Source organism: Desulfuromonas sp. KJ2020, assembly GCF_024197615.1.
Classification (GTDB): domain Bacteria; phylum Desulfobacterota; class Desulfuromonadia; order Desulfuromonadales; family SZUA-540; genus SZUA-540.
Genome location: NZ_JAKUKE010000001.1, coordinates 328,054 through 345,910 on the forward strand (window position 1 = coordinate 328,054; position 17,857 = coordinate 345,910).

Genomic DNA, 17,857 nt, shown 5'->3' on the forward strand with positions numbered 1-17,857 from the left:
GCCGCTGGCGTTTCACATCATCACAATGATCTTTGTACGAACCGCCGGCTTCAATAGCGGCCGAATTCGGCGTCGTCCAGTGCGATCACTTCCCGGGGCTCGGGCTTGGCGGCCTGCGACTTGGGCAGCGCCTTCTTGGCGGCAGCAACCGGCTTGTCATGCCCCCAGGATGCCGGCGCCGGCAGCGGTTCCACCGGTGCGTACTGGGTCTGTTTGCTCGTCAGCATAAAGCGCGACAGCATCTGCCGCAGTTGTTCGGCCTGGCTGGAGAGTTCCTCGGCGGCGGCGGCGCTTTCTTCGGCGCTGGCCGTGTTCTGCTGGGTCACCTTGTCGATCTGGCTGAGTCCCTGGTTGATCTGAGAAATCCCCTGGGCCTGCTCGTTACTGGCCGCGGCGATCTCCGCCACCAGGTCCGTCACCTTGGTGATGCCGGTGACGATTTCAGACAGGGCGCCAGCGGTCTTGTCGGCGATATCCGCCCCATTTTCCGCTTTCTTGACGGAACCTTCGATCAGATCGGCCGTTTCCTTGGCCGCCTTGGCGCTGCGAGCAGCCAGGTTGCGGACTTCCTCGGCGACCACGGCGAAGCCCTTGCCGTGCTGGCCGGCCCGGGCCGCTTCGACGGCGGCGTTAAGGGCCAGCAGGTTGGTCTGGAAGGCGATCTCGTCGATCACCTTGATGATCTTGCTGATATTCTGGCCCGATTCGTTGATTTCGCCCATGGCCGTCACCATTGCCTGCATGTGGGCATTGCCTTTTTCGGCGGCGCCGCGAGCATGGGCGGCCAACTGGTTGGCCTGGGAGGCATTTTCGGCATTGAGACTGGTCTGGCTGCCCATCTCGGTCAGAGAGCTGGTAATCTCTTCAAGGCTGCTGGCCGATTCGGTGGCCCCTTGTGAGAGAGCCTGACTCGAGTCGGAGACCTGGGCGCTACCCGAGGCAATCTGTTCGCCCGCCACCTGCACCTGTCCCAGAATGCTGTTGAGATCCCGAGCCACCTGGGCCAGGGCGTTACGCACTACATCCTGGCCGTCGCGGGGCGTCACCCTGAAGGTCAGATCGCCGGCGGCCAGTTGCTGCAGAGAGGCGACCACCTCGTGTTGCAGGCTGTCGGCGAAGGCATCCATGGCCTGCGCCATGCGGCCGATTTCATCTGACTGGGTCAGGTTCAAACGGGTATCCAGGTGACCTTTTTCCATCTCTTCCATCATGTATACGGCCCGGCCCAGAGGTCGCGAGATCCCGCGCGCCACAAAAATAACCAGGGCCAGCGCCAGCAGAATGATGGCAGCGACCACCACCGCTATGCGCCAGAGGATGGCGAAGAGCTCGGCCTCGATATCGTCGAGATAAAGGCCGGCGCCGATTACCCAGTTCCACTCGGGGATGAGCTTGACGGCGGAAATCTTGGGCACGGGACGGTCAGAGCCGGGTTTGTTCCATTCGTATTCGACAAAACCGCCGCCCTTTTCTTTGGCTATACGGGCCATCTCCACAAAAAGAGCCTTGCCGTTGGGATCCTTGTTTTCCGTCAGATCCTTGCCGTTGAGCTCTGGGGCGAGAGGATGCATGACCATGCGAGGCGACAGGTCATTGATCCAGAAGTAGTTGGTTTCATCGAAACGGGTGTGGCGGATCGCCTCCAAAGCCGCCTCTTGCGCACCTTCCATGGAAATATTGTAGGCCGCGGCCTCCTTGGCGTAGTGATCCACCACCCCCCAGGCCGTCTCCACGGCGTGGAGAACTTCCACCCGTTTGGCTTCATACAGGTTGTCCCGAGCCCGTAGATAGACCCAGCCGATAACCAGGGTAAAGATAACGATGATGGCCAGACTCAGGCCGAAAATTTTCTGTCCGACTTTAACGTTTTTCATCTTTTCCTTCTCCTCCCATCCCTGGGCATGGGGTTTGATGTGTTGCCTGTTTTGATTCGAGACATAGCGCGTTGCAGCTGCTAAGCCGAATGGGCGGATAGCCGGCCGCTACCTTGGTAGCCTTGCTGAAGCAGGCGCTCAACGGTGCCCACCACCTCTTCCGGCTCGCAGAAGTATATTCCTTCACGGCTGGCCTGCAGGCGGCCAAGAAGTGCGTTCCGGTCGTCGTTGCCACGGTCAATAATCAGCAGCGGCGTTTGTCGACGGATTTCCTGCAGCATGAGGAGCTCGCGGCCATCACCGGCCGCCATGGCGGCGCTGTCGGTTAGAATGAGATGAAGGGGAAAACCGTTGGTTCGACAATTATGGAGATAGTTGACCCCCTCCATCACATCACCGGCCAGGCGATAGCCATAGCCGCCCAGCTTCATCAGAAAGGTCAGATTGCGGCCATCCTGGGCCGTCTGACAGATCAGCAGAATCTCTTTTTGTTTTCCGTCAGCCATCCATTCCCCCATTGGCGCTCCCTTGCACGCAATCCGGATAGAGCAAGACGGGTGCCAATCTTCTGAATTGAGCACAAGGGCCTGTTTTTACAGCAATTTCAATTTATGGGGAAACCTGAACTGGGAGTCGTCACCCATAACCCTGGTTATGGGTGACGACCGCTACAGACAGACAAGGCACGGGAATAACAGGGTTTGGGGAACCCCTATAACCGCAGGGGGAGTTATAACTCAGGCTATAGGCCTCGGTACGGGCTTTCTAATGGTCAGCCCTCTTTTTGAGACGCTTGCTCAGTGCCGGCTGGGAGATGCCAAGCAGACGGGCCGCGATGGTCTGGTTACCCCCGGCCCTGGCCAGGGCTTCGTCAACCAGAATTTCACCGACCTGGTCCAGGGTAGGAAGAGGATCAAAGAACTGCACCCGGACGCCATCCGGCCCTGCCTTCTCTTCTCGAGCTCCCGTCGTCGCCGGATTTTCGTCAGACTGAGACATGGCCTTTTTGAAGGCTGCCATGGAAAGGATCCCGCCTCCATGCAGGCTCAGGGCATCATAGACCATAGCCCGCAGTTCACGGACATTGCCGGGGAAAGCGTAGGTGGACAGCAGGACAGCCAGTTCCGCTGGCGGGGTGGGACGGCTCTTGCCGAGCGCAGCGGCGGCCTCGGCCAGAAAGTGTTCCAGCAGGCAGGGAATATCCTCCTGGCGCTGACGCAGGGGAGGAATCTCCAACTGGTGAGCGCAGAGGCGATAATAGAGATCCCGGCGAAAGGTCCCCTCGGCCTGGCGCCGCGCCAGATCCTGGTTGGTGGCGCAGACGAGCCGGGTCTGCACCCGGCGAGGGCGATCCGAGCCCAGGGGGTAATACTCCCCCTCCTGCAAAAGTCGCAGGAGCTTGACCTGCGAGGGCAGACTGAGATCGCCGATTTCGTCGAGGAAGAGCACGCCCCCCGCCGCCTGCTCGACCATGCCGCTGCGGGCCTGCTCCGCCCCGGTGAAAGCCCCCCGCACATGGCCGAAGAGGGTGTCGGCAAAGACGTGATCGTCGAGGCCGGCCACATTCACGGCTACCCAAGGTCCGTCGGGGCAGGCCAGGCGATGGGCGGCCCGGGCGAAGAGCTCTTTGCCGACGCCGCTTTCGCCGCGGATGAGAATCGGTTCGCGGCTGGCCGTGACCGCTTCAAGATAGGAAAAGAGCGTGCGCATTTTCGGGCTGCGGGTCTGAATACCGGCAAAGGCTTCGGGCGTGTCGAGCCCGCCGTGCAGCATCCTTTCCCGCAGGCGTTCGAGCTCATCCTGCATTTCCCGCTGGGCTAGCGCCCGTTTGACTCCGGCGACCAGGCGTTCGGCCTCCGTCGTCTTGACGAAATAATCGAAGGCCCCGGCCTTGATGCAGCGCACCGCCGTCTCAAGCTGATTGAGCCCGCTGAGAATCAAGACCGGCAACTGGGGGAAATCAGCGGCGATCTGAGCCAGCAGTTCCTCTCCGTCATGATGGGGCATAGTCAGGTCGAGTACGACGGCGCTGATCGGCTGGCGGCCGAGAATGTCCATCACCTCCCGGCTGTCCTGACAGAGGAGGACGTTGTTGATCTTGCCCGAATACTCCAGGGTAAAGGCAAAATTTTCCAGCCAGGACCGCTCGTCATCAACGAGAAGTATGGGATGCTGCGGATAGAGGACATCGGTCATCGCGGCGGCTCCTTGGAGACCGGGAAGGCGATGGTGACCACCGTGCCCTGCCCGGGCGTCGAATCGAAGGTCAACTCCCCCTGATGTTCCCTGACGATGCGGGCGGCGATGGAAAGTCCCAGGCCCGTCCCCCCCTGTTGACGCTTGGTGGTGAAAAAGGGCTCCAGGATATGGGACAGGTTCTCCTCTTCGATGCCGCTCCCCTCATCGGTCACTCGCACCATACTGCGATGCTGGCTGCTGTCGTAGGAGGTTTCCACCCGTACGGCCCGACTGCGATCGGGCAGAGACTGACAGGCATTCATGATGAGGTTGACCACCACCTGCTCGATGCGTTGGGGTGCCCCCATAAAAGGGGGCAGAGCTTCGGTGTAGTTGACAGCAAAGTGATCGGTCGACACCTTGATGGTATTGGCGGCCAGGCGCACGGCGAACTGCACGACGGCGTTGAGATCAACGGGTTCGAGCACGCTGAGATCGCCCTGACGGACAAAATCCTTGAGATCCTCGACGATGCCGCGAATACGGCGGCTGCCCTCCAGAATCTGCTCGTACATTCGCGGGATCTGATCGCGCAGGCGCGAGTAGGGGAGCCGTCCCAGGGTAAAGTCACCCTTTTCGGCCTGGACTTCATCGAGGATGCGGCGCATGTCCTCCCAGGCTTCCTGCAGCATGGGCACATTGTGCAACGTCAGGGCATTGGGGTTGTTGATCTCGTGGGCCACTCCAGCCGCCAGCTGGCCGAGGGAGGCCAGCCGCCCGCCACGTTCGGCCTCCTGGCGCATGCGGACCTTTTCGGTCACATCGCTGGTGACGTGAATGACATGAGTAATCTCACCGGACTCGTCCCGCATGGGAAAAGCCTTGATCCCCCAATAGCCGCCGTCAGGCGCCCTGATCAGTTGATCTTCGGTATGGCCCGACACCAGACAGCGCTGGACCGGGCATTCCTCGCAAGGCTCGGAGCGGCCATACCACCTTCCGTAGCAGGTCGGACTCGATGGGTTGCCGTGGCGAAGACTGTATGCCGGGTCAGCCTCTTTGTTGCTCCAGCCGAGACGCAAATCAGCCGTCAACAGGGTAATGCGGTCAGGGATAGCATGTATAAGCGTCCGGAATTCGAGAGCCCGCTGCCGGGCCAGTTCTTCGTAAGCCCGCAGCTCCTCTTCAGTCCTTCTTCGTCGGGCGATCTCACGGCTGAGGACGGCATCCAGGCCGATTCGGCGCTGACTTCCCACGGCGGGTTTCAACGTCTTGCGATTGAAGGGATTTCGATGACGCATGATCTCGGAGCCTTTTTTAGCCAACCAATGACAGAAAGGAGCTCTGGGGGCAGGCGAAGGCCTGTCAAAAACCCGTCACAAACGGAAGCTTTTTTCCGCTGGCGGATATAATGCAAAAAACCTGCCCAGGATTAAAACGGAACCCCTTTCCCGGCGGAAGAGAGAAAAGGCTTAAGACGGCGGGACCTTATTGACCGGAGTAGAAGCAGAAGGCGCCGGGATGGGCAGACCCCATGAGCATGGCCTCAAGCGCCGAGGCCGACAGGGGATGGCTGAAGTAAAACCCCTGTATTTCATCGCACTGGCGCTGCCTGAGAAATTCGAGCTGCGATCGCTGCTCCACCCCTTCGGCCACGACATGGACACGCAGGCTGTGGGCCAGGGCGATGATCGCTTCGGCAATGGCGGCATCATCGGGCTGAACATCGATCTCCTGCACAAAAGATTTGTCGATTTTCAGCCGATCGATGGGAAAGTGTTTGAGATAGTTAAGAGACGAGTAGCCGGTGCCGAAATCGTCGATGGCCAGCTGTACCCCCATCTCTTTCAGGGCATTGAGGGTGTGGCGAGTGGCCCCAGCATTCTCCATGAGGATGCTCTCCGTCAACTCCAGTTCGAGACAGGAGGCTGGCAGACCGGTTTCCCGCAGCACGCTTTTGATGCATTCGAGCAGCCCGCCTTCCCTGAACTGCTTACCGGAAAGATTCACCGCCATGCGCAAGGGTGAAAAGCCCGCGTCCAGCCAGGCCTTGTTTTGCCGACAGGCCGTTTCGAGCACCCAGCGGCCAATGGGGAGAATCTGACCCGTCTCCTCGGCCATGGGGATGAACTGACTCGGGGAAATCACCCCCAAATCCGGATGCTGCCAGCGCAGAAGGGCTTCGGTGCCCGTCATTTTGCCGGTTTTCAGGCACAGCTGCGGCTGGTACTCGAGAAAGAATTCGTTGCGCTCCAGGGCTCGGCGCAGGTCATTGGCCAGCAGCATTTTTTCCAGAGCCTGGGCATGCATCTCAGAAGCGTAAAACTGGAAGTTGTTACGCCCCCGCTCTTTGGCCTGATACATAGCCGTATCGGCATTTTTCAGCAGGGTCTCCGCGTCAAGCCCGTCGGCCGGGTAAAGAGCGATGCCCAGACTGCCCGTGGTGAAAACCTCACGCCCCCCCAGCGATATAGGCTGGGAAAGAACATCGAGGACCTTCTTCGCGACCTCGCCGACGGTGGCTTCGTTACTGACATCGTCCAGCAGCAGAATGAATTCGTCGCCCCCCAGTCGGGCCACGGTGTCGCTCTTGCGCATGCAGTCGCTGAGTCGGCCGGCAATCACCCGCAGCAGGTGGTCGCCCGAATCGTGCCCGAGGGTGTCATTGACCGCCTTGAACTGATCGAGATCGAGAAAGATCACCCCCAGCTTCAACCTGTTTCGCCCCGCCTTGGCGATCATCTGGCCGAGGCGGTCCCGCAACAGCACACGGTTGGGCAGGCCGGTGAGCATATCGTAATAGGCCAGCCGCTCGATCTGGCTCTGGGCCTTTTTCCGCTCGGTGATGTCGTCGAAGATAATGGCAACCTGCCCGGGCGAGGGACAGATCGCGGAAAGAGCCAGAATTTTGTCGGAAGGTTCGTAGATCTTTTCCAGATGCACAGGCTGGCCTGTCTCCACCACTCTGGCAAACGCTCCCAGCAGCGGCGGCTTCCCCTTGGCGTTGGGCGGGTAGATCTGTGAGCCGAGCCGGCCAAGCACCCGGTCACGGCGCAGACCAAGAATCCGCTCATATGACGGATTGACATCCACTATACGATAGTCAATGGCCCTGCCTGCCTCATCATAGATTAACTCTTTCAGGGCCATGCCTTCATGCATGGTGCTGTAGAGGGAGCGATAGCGCTCCTCGCTCTTCTGCAGGCGTTCTTCGGCCTCTTTTCGCGCCGAAATATCGATGAAGCTCTCCAGAAACTTCTCCCGCCCCCCGATATCCACCCGGATCACGGTTTTGAGGACCGGCGAATGCTGGCCACAGGCAGTCACCAGCACCTGCTCCGAATTATCGATGGTTCTACCGCCATCCACAGGACAGCGCCCCTGCAGGGCGGGACAGATGAAGTCATGGCAGACCTTGCCGATCATGTCCTCGGACCGCGCCCCGACGAGACTGGCCGCCGCCTCGTTGACGAGTTCAATCTGTTTCGTTTGGGGATCGATGACCATGATCCCCGCCTGAACGCTGTTGAGAATCGTCTTCAGGCGGGCTTCAGCTTCACGAAGGGCCTGTTCATTGCGCCGGCGCTCGGTGATATCCGTGCAGACGAGTATGACCTGGGCGATTTCACCCTGATTATCTTTGAGGGGGGTGGCAATGACATGATAGTTCCGGCCGCCGGCAACAAAATCCTGCTGCTCGACCACCGCCTTTTCCGCCATGACCTGATCGAAGATGCACTCCTGCGGGTGTGTCTCGGGATCGCACATGAGTTCGCGAAGATTATAACCAATCACCTCCGGGCGGCCTGGGAAAAAGAGCTCCTGACTCTTGCGATTGTAGGCCTGTAACTGCCGGTTTTTATCAACCACCAGGATCGCGGCGCCCGCCGAATCGAAAATGGCCTGGATTTCACCGTGGGCCAGGGCGAGGGTCTCGTTGGTCTCCCGCAGATGCTCCAGAACCTGCGAAAAAGAGTCGGCCACAATGCCGATAGGATCGACCTGAACCAGGGTCTCGTCGTCCAGTTCCTCCGCCCGCAAAGGCAGGGTGCCAATAACTTCCAGCAGCTGATTGGTCTTCTGGCGCACATAGGTGCTCAGGGCTTTTTCCCGCTCCTGCAGGGAGAAAAAGTCATTCAGCAACTGCTCCGCCCCTTTGAGGGGCCCTTCCCGCAGGTCGATGATTTTGGCTTTTGGTTCTGCCGAATCTTTTGCCATGGATGATCCCTCGCTTATTCGCTTCTGCCGGCGATGGTCAGGCGATAGTGCGCCCCTTCTTTGTCCACCGTGACAGCATATCCCATATTCTCTGCGGCTTCGGCGATGCGCGTGGTTGAATCCCGGTTATCGGACAACACCACCAGGGCCAGTGTTCCGTGGCGCAAAGCCGCCTGATGGATGTTAATCTCTTTCAGGGCGACCAGCAGCGTGGACGGACAGATCTGGTTGCGAACATCGAGTTTCAGGGTTTCCATAACCACCCTCCACCGGAATAATCCTGCTCCATCAGCGTAGAACCACGTTCACGAAAAGTCGGGCACCCAGCCAGGCGCCGGGAAAGAGCCCCAGGATGAAGAGCAGGCTCTGGGTGACCAGCAGAGGCCCTCCTCCCAGCAGGTGCCAGACATTGCACCCCGGCGCCAGGCGGGACGCCAGTCCCATGGCTACCCCCCCCAGGACGGCGGAAAGGGCCTGCCGCCAGGGCAGGCGAAAAGAGAGTCGAAATTCGCCGAGCAGGATAGCCGAAGCGGCGGCGCCCAAAACGATGCCGGCGATGAGGGGGAACTGCAGCACCACCACGCCATCGAGCCTTGGTCCGCCCCCACCGGAGAGTGGCCCGCCGCCGAAACGCTCCACCGCCATCATCGTCTCGTTCTGAAAATAGGCAAGGCCGGCCACGTGTTCCGGAAAAAACAGCTGTTCAATCCAGCTTCCCATCTTGGCATAGGACGTGGTTATGCCCATGGGGGATCCCAGCAGCCCGCAGGCTGCCACGCCGATCAGAGCCAGCAGCAAAGCGGCTTTCCAGGGTTGCAGATAACCGGAGACTACCGATGGCCTCACCATGGCCCCCGTTCGGAGCCAGCGCCAAAGGGGAACAGCCAGGATGACCGCAAGCCCGAAGATCATGGGTGTCGTCGCCAGCCCCAGGTGCACCGGCAGCGTCTTGCCTATCACAGGCAGCTTGAGATAATCGGTCCATGCCATCCAGACCGGGTGAATTTCGGCGTAGAGAACACTGCCGGCCAGCAGCCCGAAAAACGCCAGCAGACTCGGAAAGCGGCCAGCGCCCATCTTGTAAAGTGTCCCGACGACGCAGCCACCGGCCAGCACCATGCCGATGCCGAAGAGGATGCCGCCCAACAGGTTGGTCAGAGCGGGGGTTTTATAGAGGACCTGCATCGCCGGAAAGAGCCCGGCCAGACGGCCAGCTTCGAGGAGCACCATGCTGGCCGCGATCATCAGCAGCAGACTGCGCTGCATGCCGTCCACACCGGTGAGGAACAAGTCGCGGAACATGCCGGCGATGCAAAAATCGGCGCGATGCATCACCACGCCAGCCGCCAGCCCGAGCAGCAACGAGAAACCGGCAATCAGAAACGCATGGTATGTCAAAAAAACAACCTCCTCCGAGATAAAACAGGATGCAGGATTATCTTTAGCAAAAAATCAGCCAACGGGTGAACATGTCGGTCTACCCATTGTTTTACAAGGATTAACATGATTTTAATCCTATAGTGGAGACGATGATCAACGTCCGTCCCTGGCGATAGCCCGGCAGAATCCGTCAAAAAACGGCATAGGTCTCTGAATTCCACGTAAAAAACGAAACAAGGTACCACAGCTTGAACTTTGGCAGCCTTCGATTAAAATCTGACGATATCCCCAATTATCCTGAAAAAGGAGGAATCATGAAAAACATCCAGATCCAGGTCGTCTTTTACAGCATGTACGGTCACGTCTACCAGATGGCCGAAGCCATAGCGGCCGGCGTGAATGAAATCGAAGGGGCCGAAGCCCTGCTGCTGCAGGTTCCCGAGCTCATGAGCGAAGAAGCTCTGAAGGCTGCCGGCGCGACCAAGGCCCGCCAGGCCTTTGCCCATATTCCCGTGGCGAACCCGCAGCAGCTGGCCGAGGCCGATGCTATCATCTTCGGCACCCCCACTCGCTTCGGCAACATGTGCGGCCAGATGCGCAACTTTCTCGACCAGACCGGCAAGCTGTGGCTGGAAGGAAAACTTATCGGCAAGGTGGGTAGCGTCTTCACCTCGACGGCGACCCAGCACGGGGGGCAGGAGACGACCATCACCAGCTTTCACACCACCCTGCTGCACCACGGCATGGTCATTGTCGGGGTACCCTATTCGGAACAGGGGCTGCTCAAAATGGATGAAGTCACCGGCGGTACGCCTTACGGCGCCAGCACCCTGGCGGCCGGGGACGGCTCCCGCCAGCCCAGTGAAAACGAGTTGACCCTGGCCCGTGCCCAAGGCCGCCGAGTGGCGGAAATCGCTCTGAAACTGTGCCGCTGATCGTCCCGATCCCTGCATAAAAAAGAGGCCGCTTTCCTTTCGGGAGCGGCCTCTTTTTGTTCGTCATGAAGCAATATTCAGGCGGCTTTCACCTGCGTGCTCTCCTTGACCCCTTCCTGAGTTTCCTCATGCCCGCCTTCCTCAGGCTCTTCCACTTTCTCCCATCCCGTCCACATGGGGACGATATGCGCCATCACAGTATGACCCAGAGTAGCCAGATAGACGTGGGTAAAGAGAAAAGCGCACAGGCCGCAGGCGAGCAGGAAGTGCAGACCCACCAGAAACTTCAGGCCGCCGAACAGCAGAACCAGTTCGCGCAAGGGAGCGATATTCATCAGCAGCAGACCCGAGACGATGACCAGGGGAACCAGGATCATCATGATGACCAGGTAGGCCGACTTCTGCAGAGGATTGAACTTGTTGTCCGGGGTGGTGTGATGAGGGTTGGGACCCCCGCGGAAGTAGTTGAAGAAGTAGAATATCCCTTGACGCAGAAGGCCATGCTGCAGATCGTCCTTGCCCGGCAGATACAGTTTCTTCAGAGTGCCGGCGACCACCAGGTAGTAAAAGAGCCAGAGGCCGAAAGAGATGGCTACGACCACCCCGGCCGTATTGTGCAGCCGGATAGCGGCCTTGTAGGTCCCGAACAGGTTCACGTATTCGGGAAAGCGGATCTGAATGCCGGTGGCAATCAGCGTAATGATGCCCAGGGCGTTGAGCCAGTGCCAGATGCGGACCGGTGTCGGCTGCAGATAGATCATTTTTGCTTTCATGATTAATGCCCCTTTCCTTGACGTTTGTTTCGGGTCAGGAATCGCAGCGTCCCGTGCCCGATGGGCATAACCAGACCGCCGGCGATAATCGCCAGGCCGATAAGATTCAATGACGCGTTGCGGGTGGCCCCCATCATGTAGAAGTCCGGGGTACCGTTGAGAGCATCGAGTACGGCCCCTTTCTCGACGGGCAGACGGTTGTAGGAGTTGTCGACCAGGGGGAAAGCGACATAACTGTTCTGCATCGCGTCAGGTCCGGAGGCATGGCAGAAGGAACAGTCCCAACGATTTTCCAGAATCTGGAAACTGTGGGTCACCTGTTCCGGCATCATCATGCCTTTAAGACGGATTCCTTGGTTTTTCAGGTCGATCCGTGTATTGAAGTCTTTCAGCTCGTCCAGAGAGACCTGGCCATCCTCATTGCTATCGAGCAGACGGTTGATGTTGTCGCCGCCGGCCAGCTTCTGCAGCTCGCGGTGGGAAGCCAACTCGAAATCCCCATAGCGCGGGTCACTCTCCCGTTTGATGATGTACCAGGTGATCACATACTTTTCCGAACCGGTATGACAGGCCACGCAGGGAAGCGCCCCGATGTGCAGCTCGGCCTGGGGCAGCCACTGGGCGTGGGTGCGGATGGAATCGGCCTCCAGGTGGCAGGTGTCGCACTGCTGGTTCATGTCGTGGCCTGAAACGGCGGTCGGATCATGGACATCATGAGGGTTGTGGCAGTCGGTGCAGGCGGCCTTGTCGCCATGCAGGCTGGCGGCGTATTCCTCATGAACCTCTCCGTGGCAGTCGTTACAGCTGGCCTTTGTGGGTACCAGGCCGTCATCGGGGTGCGCTTCTGTCACACTGGCATGACAGCTGGTGCAGCCGATCTCTGCATGGGCTGTATGGTCAAATTGCTCGGCCTCTATAACCAGGTCGGATCCGACCATGTCCGCCTCGGCATGGCAGCCAAGACAATCCTCATTTTCCATGGCCCAGCCCGATGCCGCCACCAGACCGGAAATCAACACGGTCACCAAACTTATTCTTCTTATCCATTTGAACACAACACGGCCCTCCTTTAGTTGACCACGCGAAGAATTAACGCAAAGCGACCCGTTTGGCTTTTTTCTTTCTTTCGGTCCATTCCTCCATCAGGGAACGGAGCCCTTTCAAGGCCGCCATGAGCTGAGCCACCACCACCAGGGCGCAATAGGCCAGAAAAACCCAGATGACCAGTCCGCTGGCCCCGTCGGGGGCGAAGGATATGGCCCAGGCCGATTTGGCCGTCCCCAGCATCCCTATTGCCACTAGAGTAAAAATCGCTGCTTTCATACCCTTACCTCCTTTGGCGTCGCCCGAGCGGCGGCTCGAAATTTTCGTCTGCTTGCGGCCGCCGCAAACTGCCTTTGGCGATCAGTTGTGCGCTTATTCATTAATTTGGGATTTCGCGACCTTGGGAGCCGGGCTGAAAGCCCCTTTGATCAGCCCAAACAGCATCATGGCTGCGGGGAGAAGCTGAGCGACCACGATCAAGGCGCAGAAGCCGAGGAAAACCCAGACCACCAGACCGCTTGAATCTTCCCGACCCGCCGCGGCCAGGGCCGGAACAACAGAAACGATCCACATACTTGCGGCTGCCGACAGAATACGCGTTGCTTTCATGACATCCTCCTCTATTGTGGGTTGACAGATAACTTTCTGGCATGACCGCCAGCGAGGCGATTTTCCAGTTCTTCGAAAGCACATTTCAAAGCCAGCCTGATTTCCTCGCGATCCCGGGAATCCAGGGGTTTCAGCGCATGATAAAAGATGCCTTCCCGCCGGATCCGACGTTCCATGGCCAGGGAGACCTCATTGGACATGAGAATGATGGGAAGATCACGGTTGAGCATTTTGAACAGCGGGATCAGATCAGCAGCGGCCAGCTCGTCGAACTCACTGCCCAGCAGCACCACCTGGACGTTTCGCTTCAGAATGTCCCTGAGGACGCGGGCCGCTGAGTTAGTCGCCACCACCTGGTAACCGGACTCGATGCAAAGGGCGGCCATCTGTTTTCTGACGGCTGGATCTTTATCCGCTATGAGAATCGCTCTTTCCATCATGGCATCCTCATTTCATTTGGGGTTTGCGGCAATTAACTATCCGCTGCATTATCCTGAACCCTGTGTATCCAACCTTCATTTTCTGCTTCGCCTTCTCTTGTCTTGCTGAAATTGCATCGCTTGTGCCAAAGTCTTAGAATCCATTAAAAAACAAACTATCTACTTAAAATAACAAGCTTTTATTCACAGGACATCCAAGGCTTATCGCAAATTTCCCCCCGATGACGTATGAACAAACTATACGCCGACCGCTTGGCAGGGAGACTGCTGCCGAAATCGGGACAGACCAGGCCGAGTCAGTGCACCCTAAACCAGAAAGAAACCTAGCCAACCCATTGAAGATAAAAGATTTTTACGGAGACAGCGATAAGCGGAACTCACACACAGACAAAAAGAAGAGGTGCATAACCCGATTATCCAGCTCCCCTCTGCCGACCGGACCACCGAAGGCAAGCGACGATAAGAGCCCGATATCATAAGAGTTTAACCCGAGTGCGGCCGTATAAAGCAGATGTACAGTCGATAAAGGACTTACTGGCAGGATGAGATAACGGGAAGAGACAGCGACGGGGTCGTTCAGGATGGATTCGAGGCCGAACGCACAAACTGATAGAGCAGCTCTTTTTCTTTGGCAAGGGCATGCTGGGTTTCAGACCAGGTTCGATAGTGTTCGAGCCCGAGGATGGTCAGGCCGGCGATAAAAACCGCCCAAAAATTGCCTTTCAGAGAATTGCCGGCCCAATAGAAGAGGTAGAAAGCCGCCAGATAGCCCAGATGGGGCCAGCCCTTGTAGACTCCCGCCCCTTTCGCCATGCGCGCCAGCAGTATCGTCAGGGCGGAAAAGCTGTACACGGCCAGGGCGAGGCTGACGAGGTTCGCCGGTGGCGGCGCCCCCAGCAGTTTTCTCGTCTCCAGCGAGAAAAGGTCGTACAGAATGATCGACTGCGCACCGGCAAAAAGAACACTCACCAAGACGAATGAGAGGATGCCCCAGAGACCAGTCCGGGCCCGGCGCTGAAGGACACCGATCCTCTTTTCGATCTGCGCGCGCCGCTGCTCCGGCGTCAGAAATCCGTTTTCCGGCGAAAGGGTCTTCACATCAGGCCTCTGGATTTACTGGGCTTTTCTCCGGCGAAGGGCTTTGCACCGCCACGGAATGACCTTTGTCGTGCAGGCGAGCCGCCAGACGATGAATAGAGCGCCCCAGGAACTCGACTTCGGCATTCTCATCGGGCAGGGGATGATGTAGTTCGCCTCGCAGAGTTTTTTCACTGAAATCGACCAGATTCTTGATCGGCTGCAGCACATTGCGGTGGAGAAGAGCGGCCACCCCACCGACGGAAAGCAGCAGGATCATCAGACAGAACCCCACCAGTCCCTGGCCGAGAGTGGCGAGGGTGGCATTCAGCGGTTCTTCCGAGATGCCGATATCCAGAGTGCCCAGCACCTTCTCCTCTGACGAGTGCACGTGACAGTCTCCGGCGAAGCAGCCGGGTTCATTGTAGATAGGGACGGTGATGGCCATGACATCCTGACCATGCTCGTTGGTGTAGCGCCTCGTCCGTTCGTTGGTGCCCAGAGTGGCCAGAGGAACCGGGTCACTGTGGCACTGAACGCACCCTTCCGCCTCTTTCTTGACCATCTGATTGATTTCGGACGGGTCGGAAGAAAAGGTGATGATCCCCTTTTTGTTGAAGATGCGCAGGTGCACCAGATCTTTATCTTCTCCCACGTACTGGATGGTATGGGCGAGAGATTCCCGGTCTGATTTCAGCATGCTGTAACGGGTGGCCTTGACCACCGTGTTCGCCAGACTGTTCTGCTGCTTGATCTCATCCGCCACCAGATTCTGCCGGTTGTAACTGTACAGCAGGATACTGCACACGGTGACAAAACCGGTGACGGTGAGAGCAACGGGCACGATGGCCTTGAACGACAAACTCTGTCTCATGGTGAACTCCCTGCAGGATGAATAGAGTGGCGCCTTCTCGGGCGCCTTGTGCCACCCAGACAACTATACCAACAAGACTCACGATGAAAACCGGGATCCGGGTAAAGGGCCGTCCGCGGACGAAGAAGAGCAATCGGCATTTTGCATTCGCCGCCAATCGACGGCTCTTTTGGTCTGATAAAGAATCTGCCCCGGCGTGAATGGCTTGCATAAGAAGTCGAAAGCCCCGGACACCATCGCCTCAGTGGCCATTTCTGCTGTCGCGTACCCGGTGACGATCAGCACGGGCACCTCCGGTTGCAGACGACGGATCGCCTTGAGCACTTCSAGTCCGCTCATCCCCGGCATTTTCAGGTCGGTAATGACCAAGTCGAAGGCGTGTTCCTGCAGACACGCCAAGGCCTCCAGGCCGCTGACCGCCACCATTACCCGCTGACCGTCCCGTTCGAGAACCTTCTGCAGACCGTTTCGAATAACCTGCTCGTCATCCACAATCAGAATATGCGCCTGGCTCATAACCCCAACCGCTTCCTCCCGCCCTCCGGCAGGCCCGTATGCCCTTCTTCAACGTGAATCTTCCCCATACATTACTTAGCATCGAATATGCCAAAGCGTTCACACGAGAGGGGCAACCCATAACCAACCGTTTTAAATAGACTTTTACCCTAACGCGCTAGTTCCGGAAGAATAACGGCATGGTCAATGAATAATTTTTTCATACAGAGGATATTGCTTTGTCGCCCCTTCTCATGTCGCTGCCGAACTCTAACCGGCTGAAACAAAAAGGCCGATGGGACGATCTCCTCCTGTATGCAGAAAATATACGCCTCTGTTTTTTGCCGTTCCTTCAACTTACGGCCGCATGACACGATCACTCAATCAACCTGAAACAGGGCTGTTGGGGCAAAAACCCCATTGCTTTTGGGGTTAATTTTGGTATTGTTTAACGAGTTTTTTCGCATATTCCGCCAATCCCCGTCTCTCCCTGACCGGCGGAAATTTTGTCCAAGTGAGGGAGCTATTCATGAAAAAAGGCGAGGCCAATATCCTGGTTGTGGATGATGAGAGTGTTATCCGTGAAGGGGTACGGCGAATTCTCCTCCAGGGCGGCTACCAGGCCGAGACCTCATCCAGCGGGAATCTGGCTCTCGAACGCCTGCAGTCCGCTGACTTCGATCTGGTCATTACCGACCTGAAAATGCCGGGGATGAGCGGMMTSGAAGTGCTCAAGGCCATCCGTATCCTGCAACCGGACGTGCCCGTTGTCATCATCACGGGGTACTCCACGGTGGAAACCGCCGTCGAGGCCATGAAGTTCGGCGCCTTCGATTACCTGGCCAAGCCCTTCACGCCTGAACAGATCCTCCAGTTGACCGAATCCGCCCTCAAACACCGCCTCACCCAGATTGAAAAGGCAGTGCGGGGGGGCTCTGCCGGCCGACACCCCGGCTTCGATCTCTTTGTGGGGGAAAGCCGACAGATGGAGCGCGTCTACCGCCGGATTCTGCAGGTGGCCCCCACGGACAGCACCGTGCTCATCACGGGGGAGAGCGGCACCGGCAAGGAACTGCTCGCCCGCGCCATTCACAATCACAGCGCTCGCAAGGACCAGCCCTTTCTGGCCGTCGACTGCACCTCTCTGGCGGAAAGCCTGCTGGAGAGCGAGCTTTTTGGTCACATGAAAGGCTCTTTCACCGGCGCTGTGCAGAGCAAGGTGGGACTCTTCAAGGTGGCTGACGGCGGCACCCTCTTTCTGGATGAAATCTCCAACATCAGCCTGACGACACAGGCCAAACTGCTCCGTGTGCTGCAGGAGCGGGAGATCACCCCCGTCGGCGGCAACAAACCCCTCCCCATCAATATCCGGCTCATCGCCGCCACCAACCGCAACCTGCGGGAGATGTGCGCCAAGGGGGAGTTTCGCGAGGACCTCTTCTTCCGCCTCAACATCATTCCCATCGACCTCCCCCCCCTGCGCGAGCGGCCGAGCGATATCCCCCTGTTGACCCGATTTTTTCTGGAAAAGTTCGCCCGCGAACTGGGCAAGGAAATCCGTGGCCTCTCGCCGGCCGCCATGGAACACCTGAACCAGCATGCCTTTCCTGGCAACGTGCGTGAGTTGGAAAACATCCTGGAGCGCGCCGTCGTGCTGGCGGAAGGATCTGTCATCGAGATCGACAATCTGGAACTGGCGGGACAGACGAATGAGGCCGGCGCCCCCTTCTGTCAGTTCATCCCCAAGACGGCGGAAGAGCTGAAGGAGACCAAGCAGAAGATACGCGAGATGGCGGTCATGCCGGTGGAAAAAGCCTTCGTGCTGGACGCGCTGGAAAGAAACAACTGGAATGTCACCCGGGCGGCGGAAGAAGTCGGCATGCTGCGCCCGAACTTTCAGGCGCTGCTCAAGAAGCAGGGCATATCCATTCGAGACAGGATTCCCGGTTGACCCAGTGCC

At 58.2% G+C, this 17,857-nt stretch carries 17 protein-coding genes; 2 read left to right on the forward strand and 15 right to left on the reverse strand.

Translation table 11 applies throughout. From position 1 onward, the window contains the following. Positions 1-50: 50 nt before the first annotated feature. The 7 genes from MJO47_RS01485 to MJO47_RS01515 form a co-directional block, all read right to left on the reverse strand. Positions 51-1,874 (reverse strand): methyl-accepting chemotaxis protein, encoded by a 1,824-nt coding sequence (locus MJO47_RS01485; protein ID WP_253959352.1) that lies wholly within the window; start codon positions 1,872-1,874, stop codon positions 51-53. An 80-nt stretch (positions 1,875-1,954) separates the two neighbouring features. Then, entirely contained in the window at positions 1,955-2,380 is a 426-nt protein-coding gene (locus MJO47_RS01490; protein ID WP_253959353.1) for a hypothetical protein, read from the reverse strand. Positions 2,381-2,639: 259 nt separating this feature from the next. After that, positions 2,640-4,070, reverse strand: a complete 1,431-nt coding sequence (locus tag MJO47_RS01495; protein ID WP_253959354.1) for a sigma-54 dependent transcriptional regulator — start codon at positions 4,068-4,070, stop codon at positions 2,640-2,642. Beyond that, on the reverse strand, positions 4,067-5,353 hold the full coding sequence (locus MJO47_RS01500) for an ATP-binding protein (protein WP_253959355.1): 1,287 nt from the start codon (positions 5,351-5,353) through the stop codon (positions 4,067-4,069). Before MJO47_RS01500 ends, MJO47_RS01495 begins: the two co-directional genes overlap by 4 nt. Before the next feature lie 187 nt (positions 5,354-5,540). Further along, positions 5,541-8,270 (reverse strand): EAL domain-containing protein, encoded by a 2,730-nt coding sequence (locus MJO47_RS01505; protein ID WP_253959356.1) that lies wholly within the window; start codon positions 8,268-8,270, stop codon positions 5,541-5,543. A gap of 14 nt (positions 8,271-8,284) precedes the next feature. After that, the gene (locus MJO47_RS01510) at positions 8,285-8,527 is read right to left on the reverse strand and encodes a sulfurtransferase TusA family protein (RefSeq protein WP_253959357.1); all 243 of its coding nucleotides are present in this window, start codon (positions 8,525-8,527) and stop codon (positions 8,285-8,287) included. Positions 8,528-8,558: 31 nt separating this feature from the next. Beyond that, positions 8,559-9,668: a YeeE/YedE family protein gene (locus tag MJO47_RS01515; protein WP_253959358.1), complete on the reverse strand. Its 1,110-nt coding sequence runs from the start codon at positions 9,666-9,668 to the stop codon at positions 8,559-8,561. A gap of 296 nt (positions 9,669-9,964) precedes the next feature. Here MJO47_RS01515 and wrbA point away from each other — a divergent pair, with 296 nt between their 5' ends. Continuing rightward, positions 9,965-10,585, forward strand: coding sequence for an NAD(P)H:quinone oxidoreductase (wrbA, locus tag MJO47_RS01520; RefSeq protein WP_253959359.1), 621 nt, complete (start codon positions 9,965-9,967; stop codon positions 10,583-10,585). Between the two features lie 77 nt (positions 10,586-10,662). Here wrbA and MJO47_RS01525 read toward each other — a convergent pair whose 3' ends face one another. The 8 genes from MJO47_RS01525 to MJO47_RS01560 all read right to left on the reverse strand — a co-directional run bounded on the left by MJO47_RS01525 (position 10,663) and on the right by MJO47_RS01560 (position 15,918). Continuing rightward, positions 10,663-11,358 carry a cytochrome b/b6 domain-containing protein gene (locus tag MJO47_RS01525; RefSeq protein WP_253959360.1) on the reverse strand — a complete coding sequence of 232 codons (696 nt, stop codon included), beginning with the start codon at positions 11,356-11,358 and terminating at the stop codon, positions 10,663-10,665. Between the two features lie 2 nt (positions 11,359-11,360). Then, complete coding sequence (locus MJO47_RS01530; RefSeq protein ID WP_253959361.1) at positions 11,361-12,413, reverse strand: multiheme c-type cytochrome; 1,053 nt, start codon at positions 12,411-12,413, stop codon at positions 11,361-11,363. A 34-nt stretch (positions 12,414-12,447) separates the two neighbouring features. Beyond that, a complete protein-coding gene (locus MJO47_RS01535; RefSeq protein ID WP_253959362.1) occupies positions 12,448-12,681 on the reverse strand; it encodes a hypothetical protein in 234 nt (77 codons plus the stop codon). A 93-nt stretch (positions 12,682-12,774) separates the two neighbouring features. After that, positions 12,775-13,011, reverse strand: a complete 237-nt coding sequence (locus tag MJO47_RS01540) for a hypothetical protein (RefSeq protein WP_253959363.1) — start codon at positions 13,009-13,011, stop codon at positions 12,775-12,777. 11 nt (positions 13,012-13,022) lie between these two features. After that, positions 13,023-13,451, reverse strand: a complete 429-nt coding sequence (locus MJO47_RS01545; RefSeq protein ID WP_305882384.1) for a response regulator — start codon at positions 13,449-13,451, stop codon at positions 13,023-13,025. A gap of 576 nt (positions 13,452-14,027) precedes the next feature. Then, positions 14,028-14,549 carry a menaquinol oxidoreductase gene (locus MJO47_RS01550; protein WP_253959364.1) on the reverse strand — a complete coding sequence of 174 codons (522 nt, stop codon included), beginning with the start codon at positions 14,547-14,549 and terminating at the stop codon, positions 14,028-14,030. A gap of 1 nt (position 14,550) precedes the next feature. Further along, on the reverse strand, positions 14,551-15,402 hold the full coding sequence (locus MJO47_RS01555) for a HAMP domain-containing protein (protein WP_253959365.1): 852 nt from the start codon (positions 15,400-15,402) through the stop codon (positions 14,551-14,553). Positions 15,403-15,480: 78 nt separating this feature from the next. Continuing rightward, positions 15,481-15,918 (reverse strand): sigma-54 dependent transcriptional regulator, encoded by a 438-nt coding sequence (locus tag MJO47_RS01560; protein ID WP_253959366.1) that lies wholly within the window; start codon positions 15,916-15,918, stop codon positions 15,481-15,483. 508 nt (positions 15,919-16,426) lie between these two features. Between MJO47_RS01560 and MJO47_RS01565 the strand changes: the two genes are divergently transcribed. Further along, complete coding sequence (locus MJO47_RS01565; RefSeq protein WP_253959367.1) at positions 16,427-17,848, forward strand: sigma-54 dependent transcriptional regulator; 1,422 nt, start codon at positions 16,427-16,429, stop codon at positions 17,846-17,848. Positions 17,849-17,857: the final 9 nt, after the last annotated feature.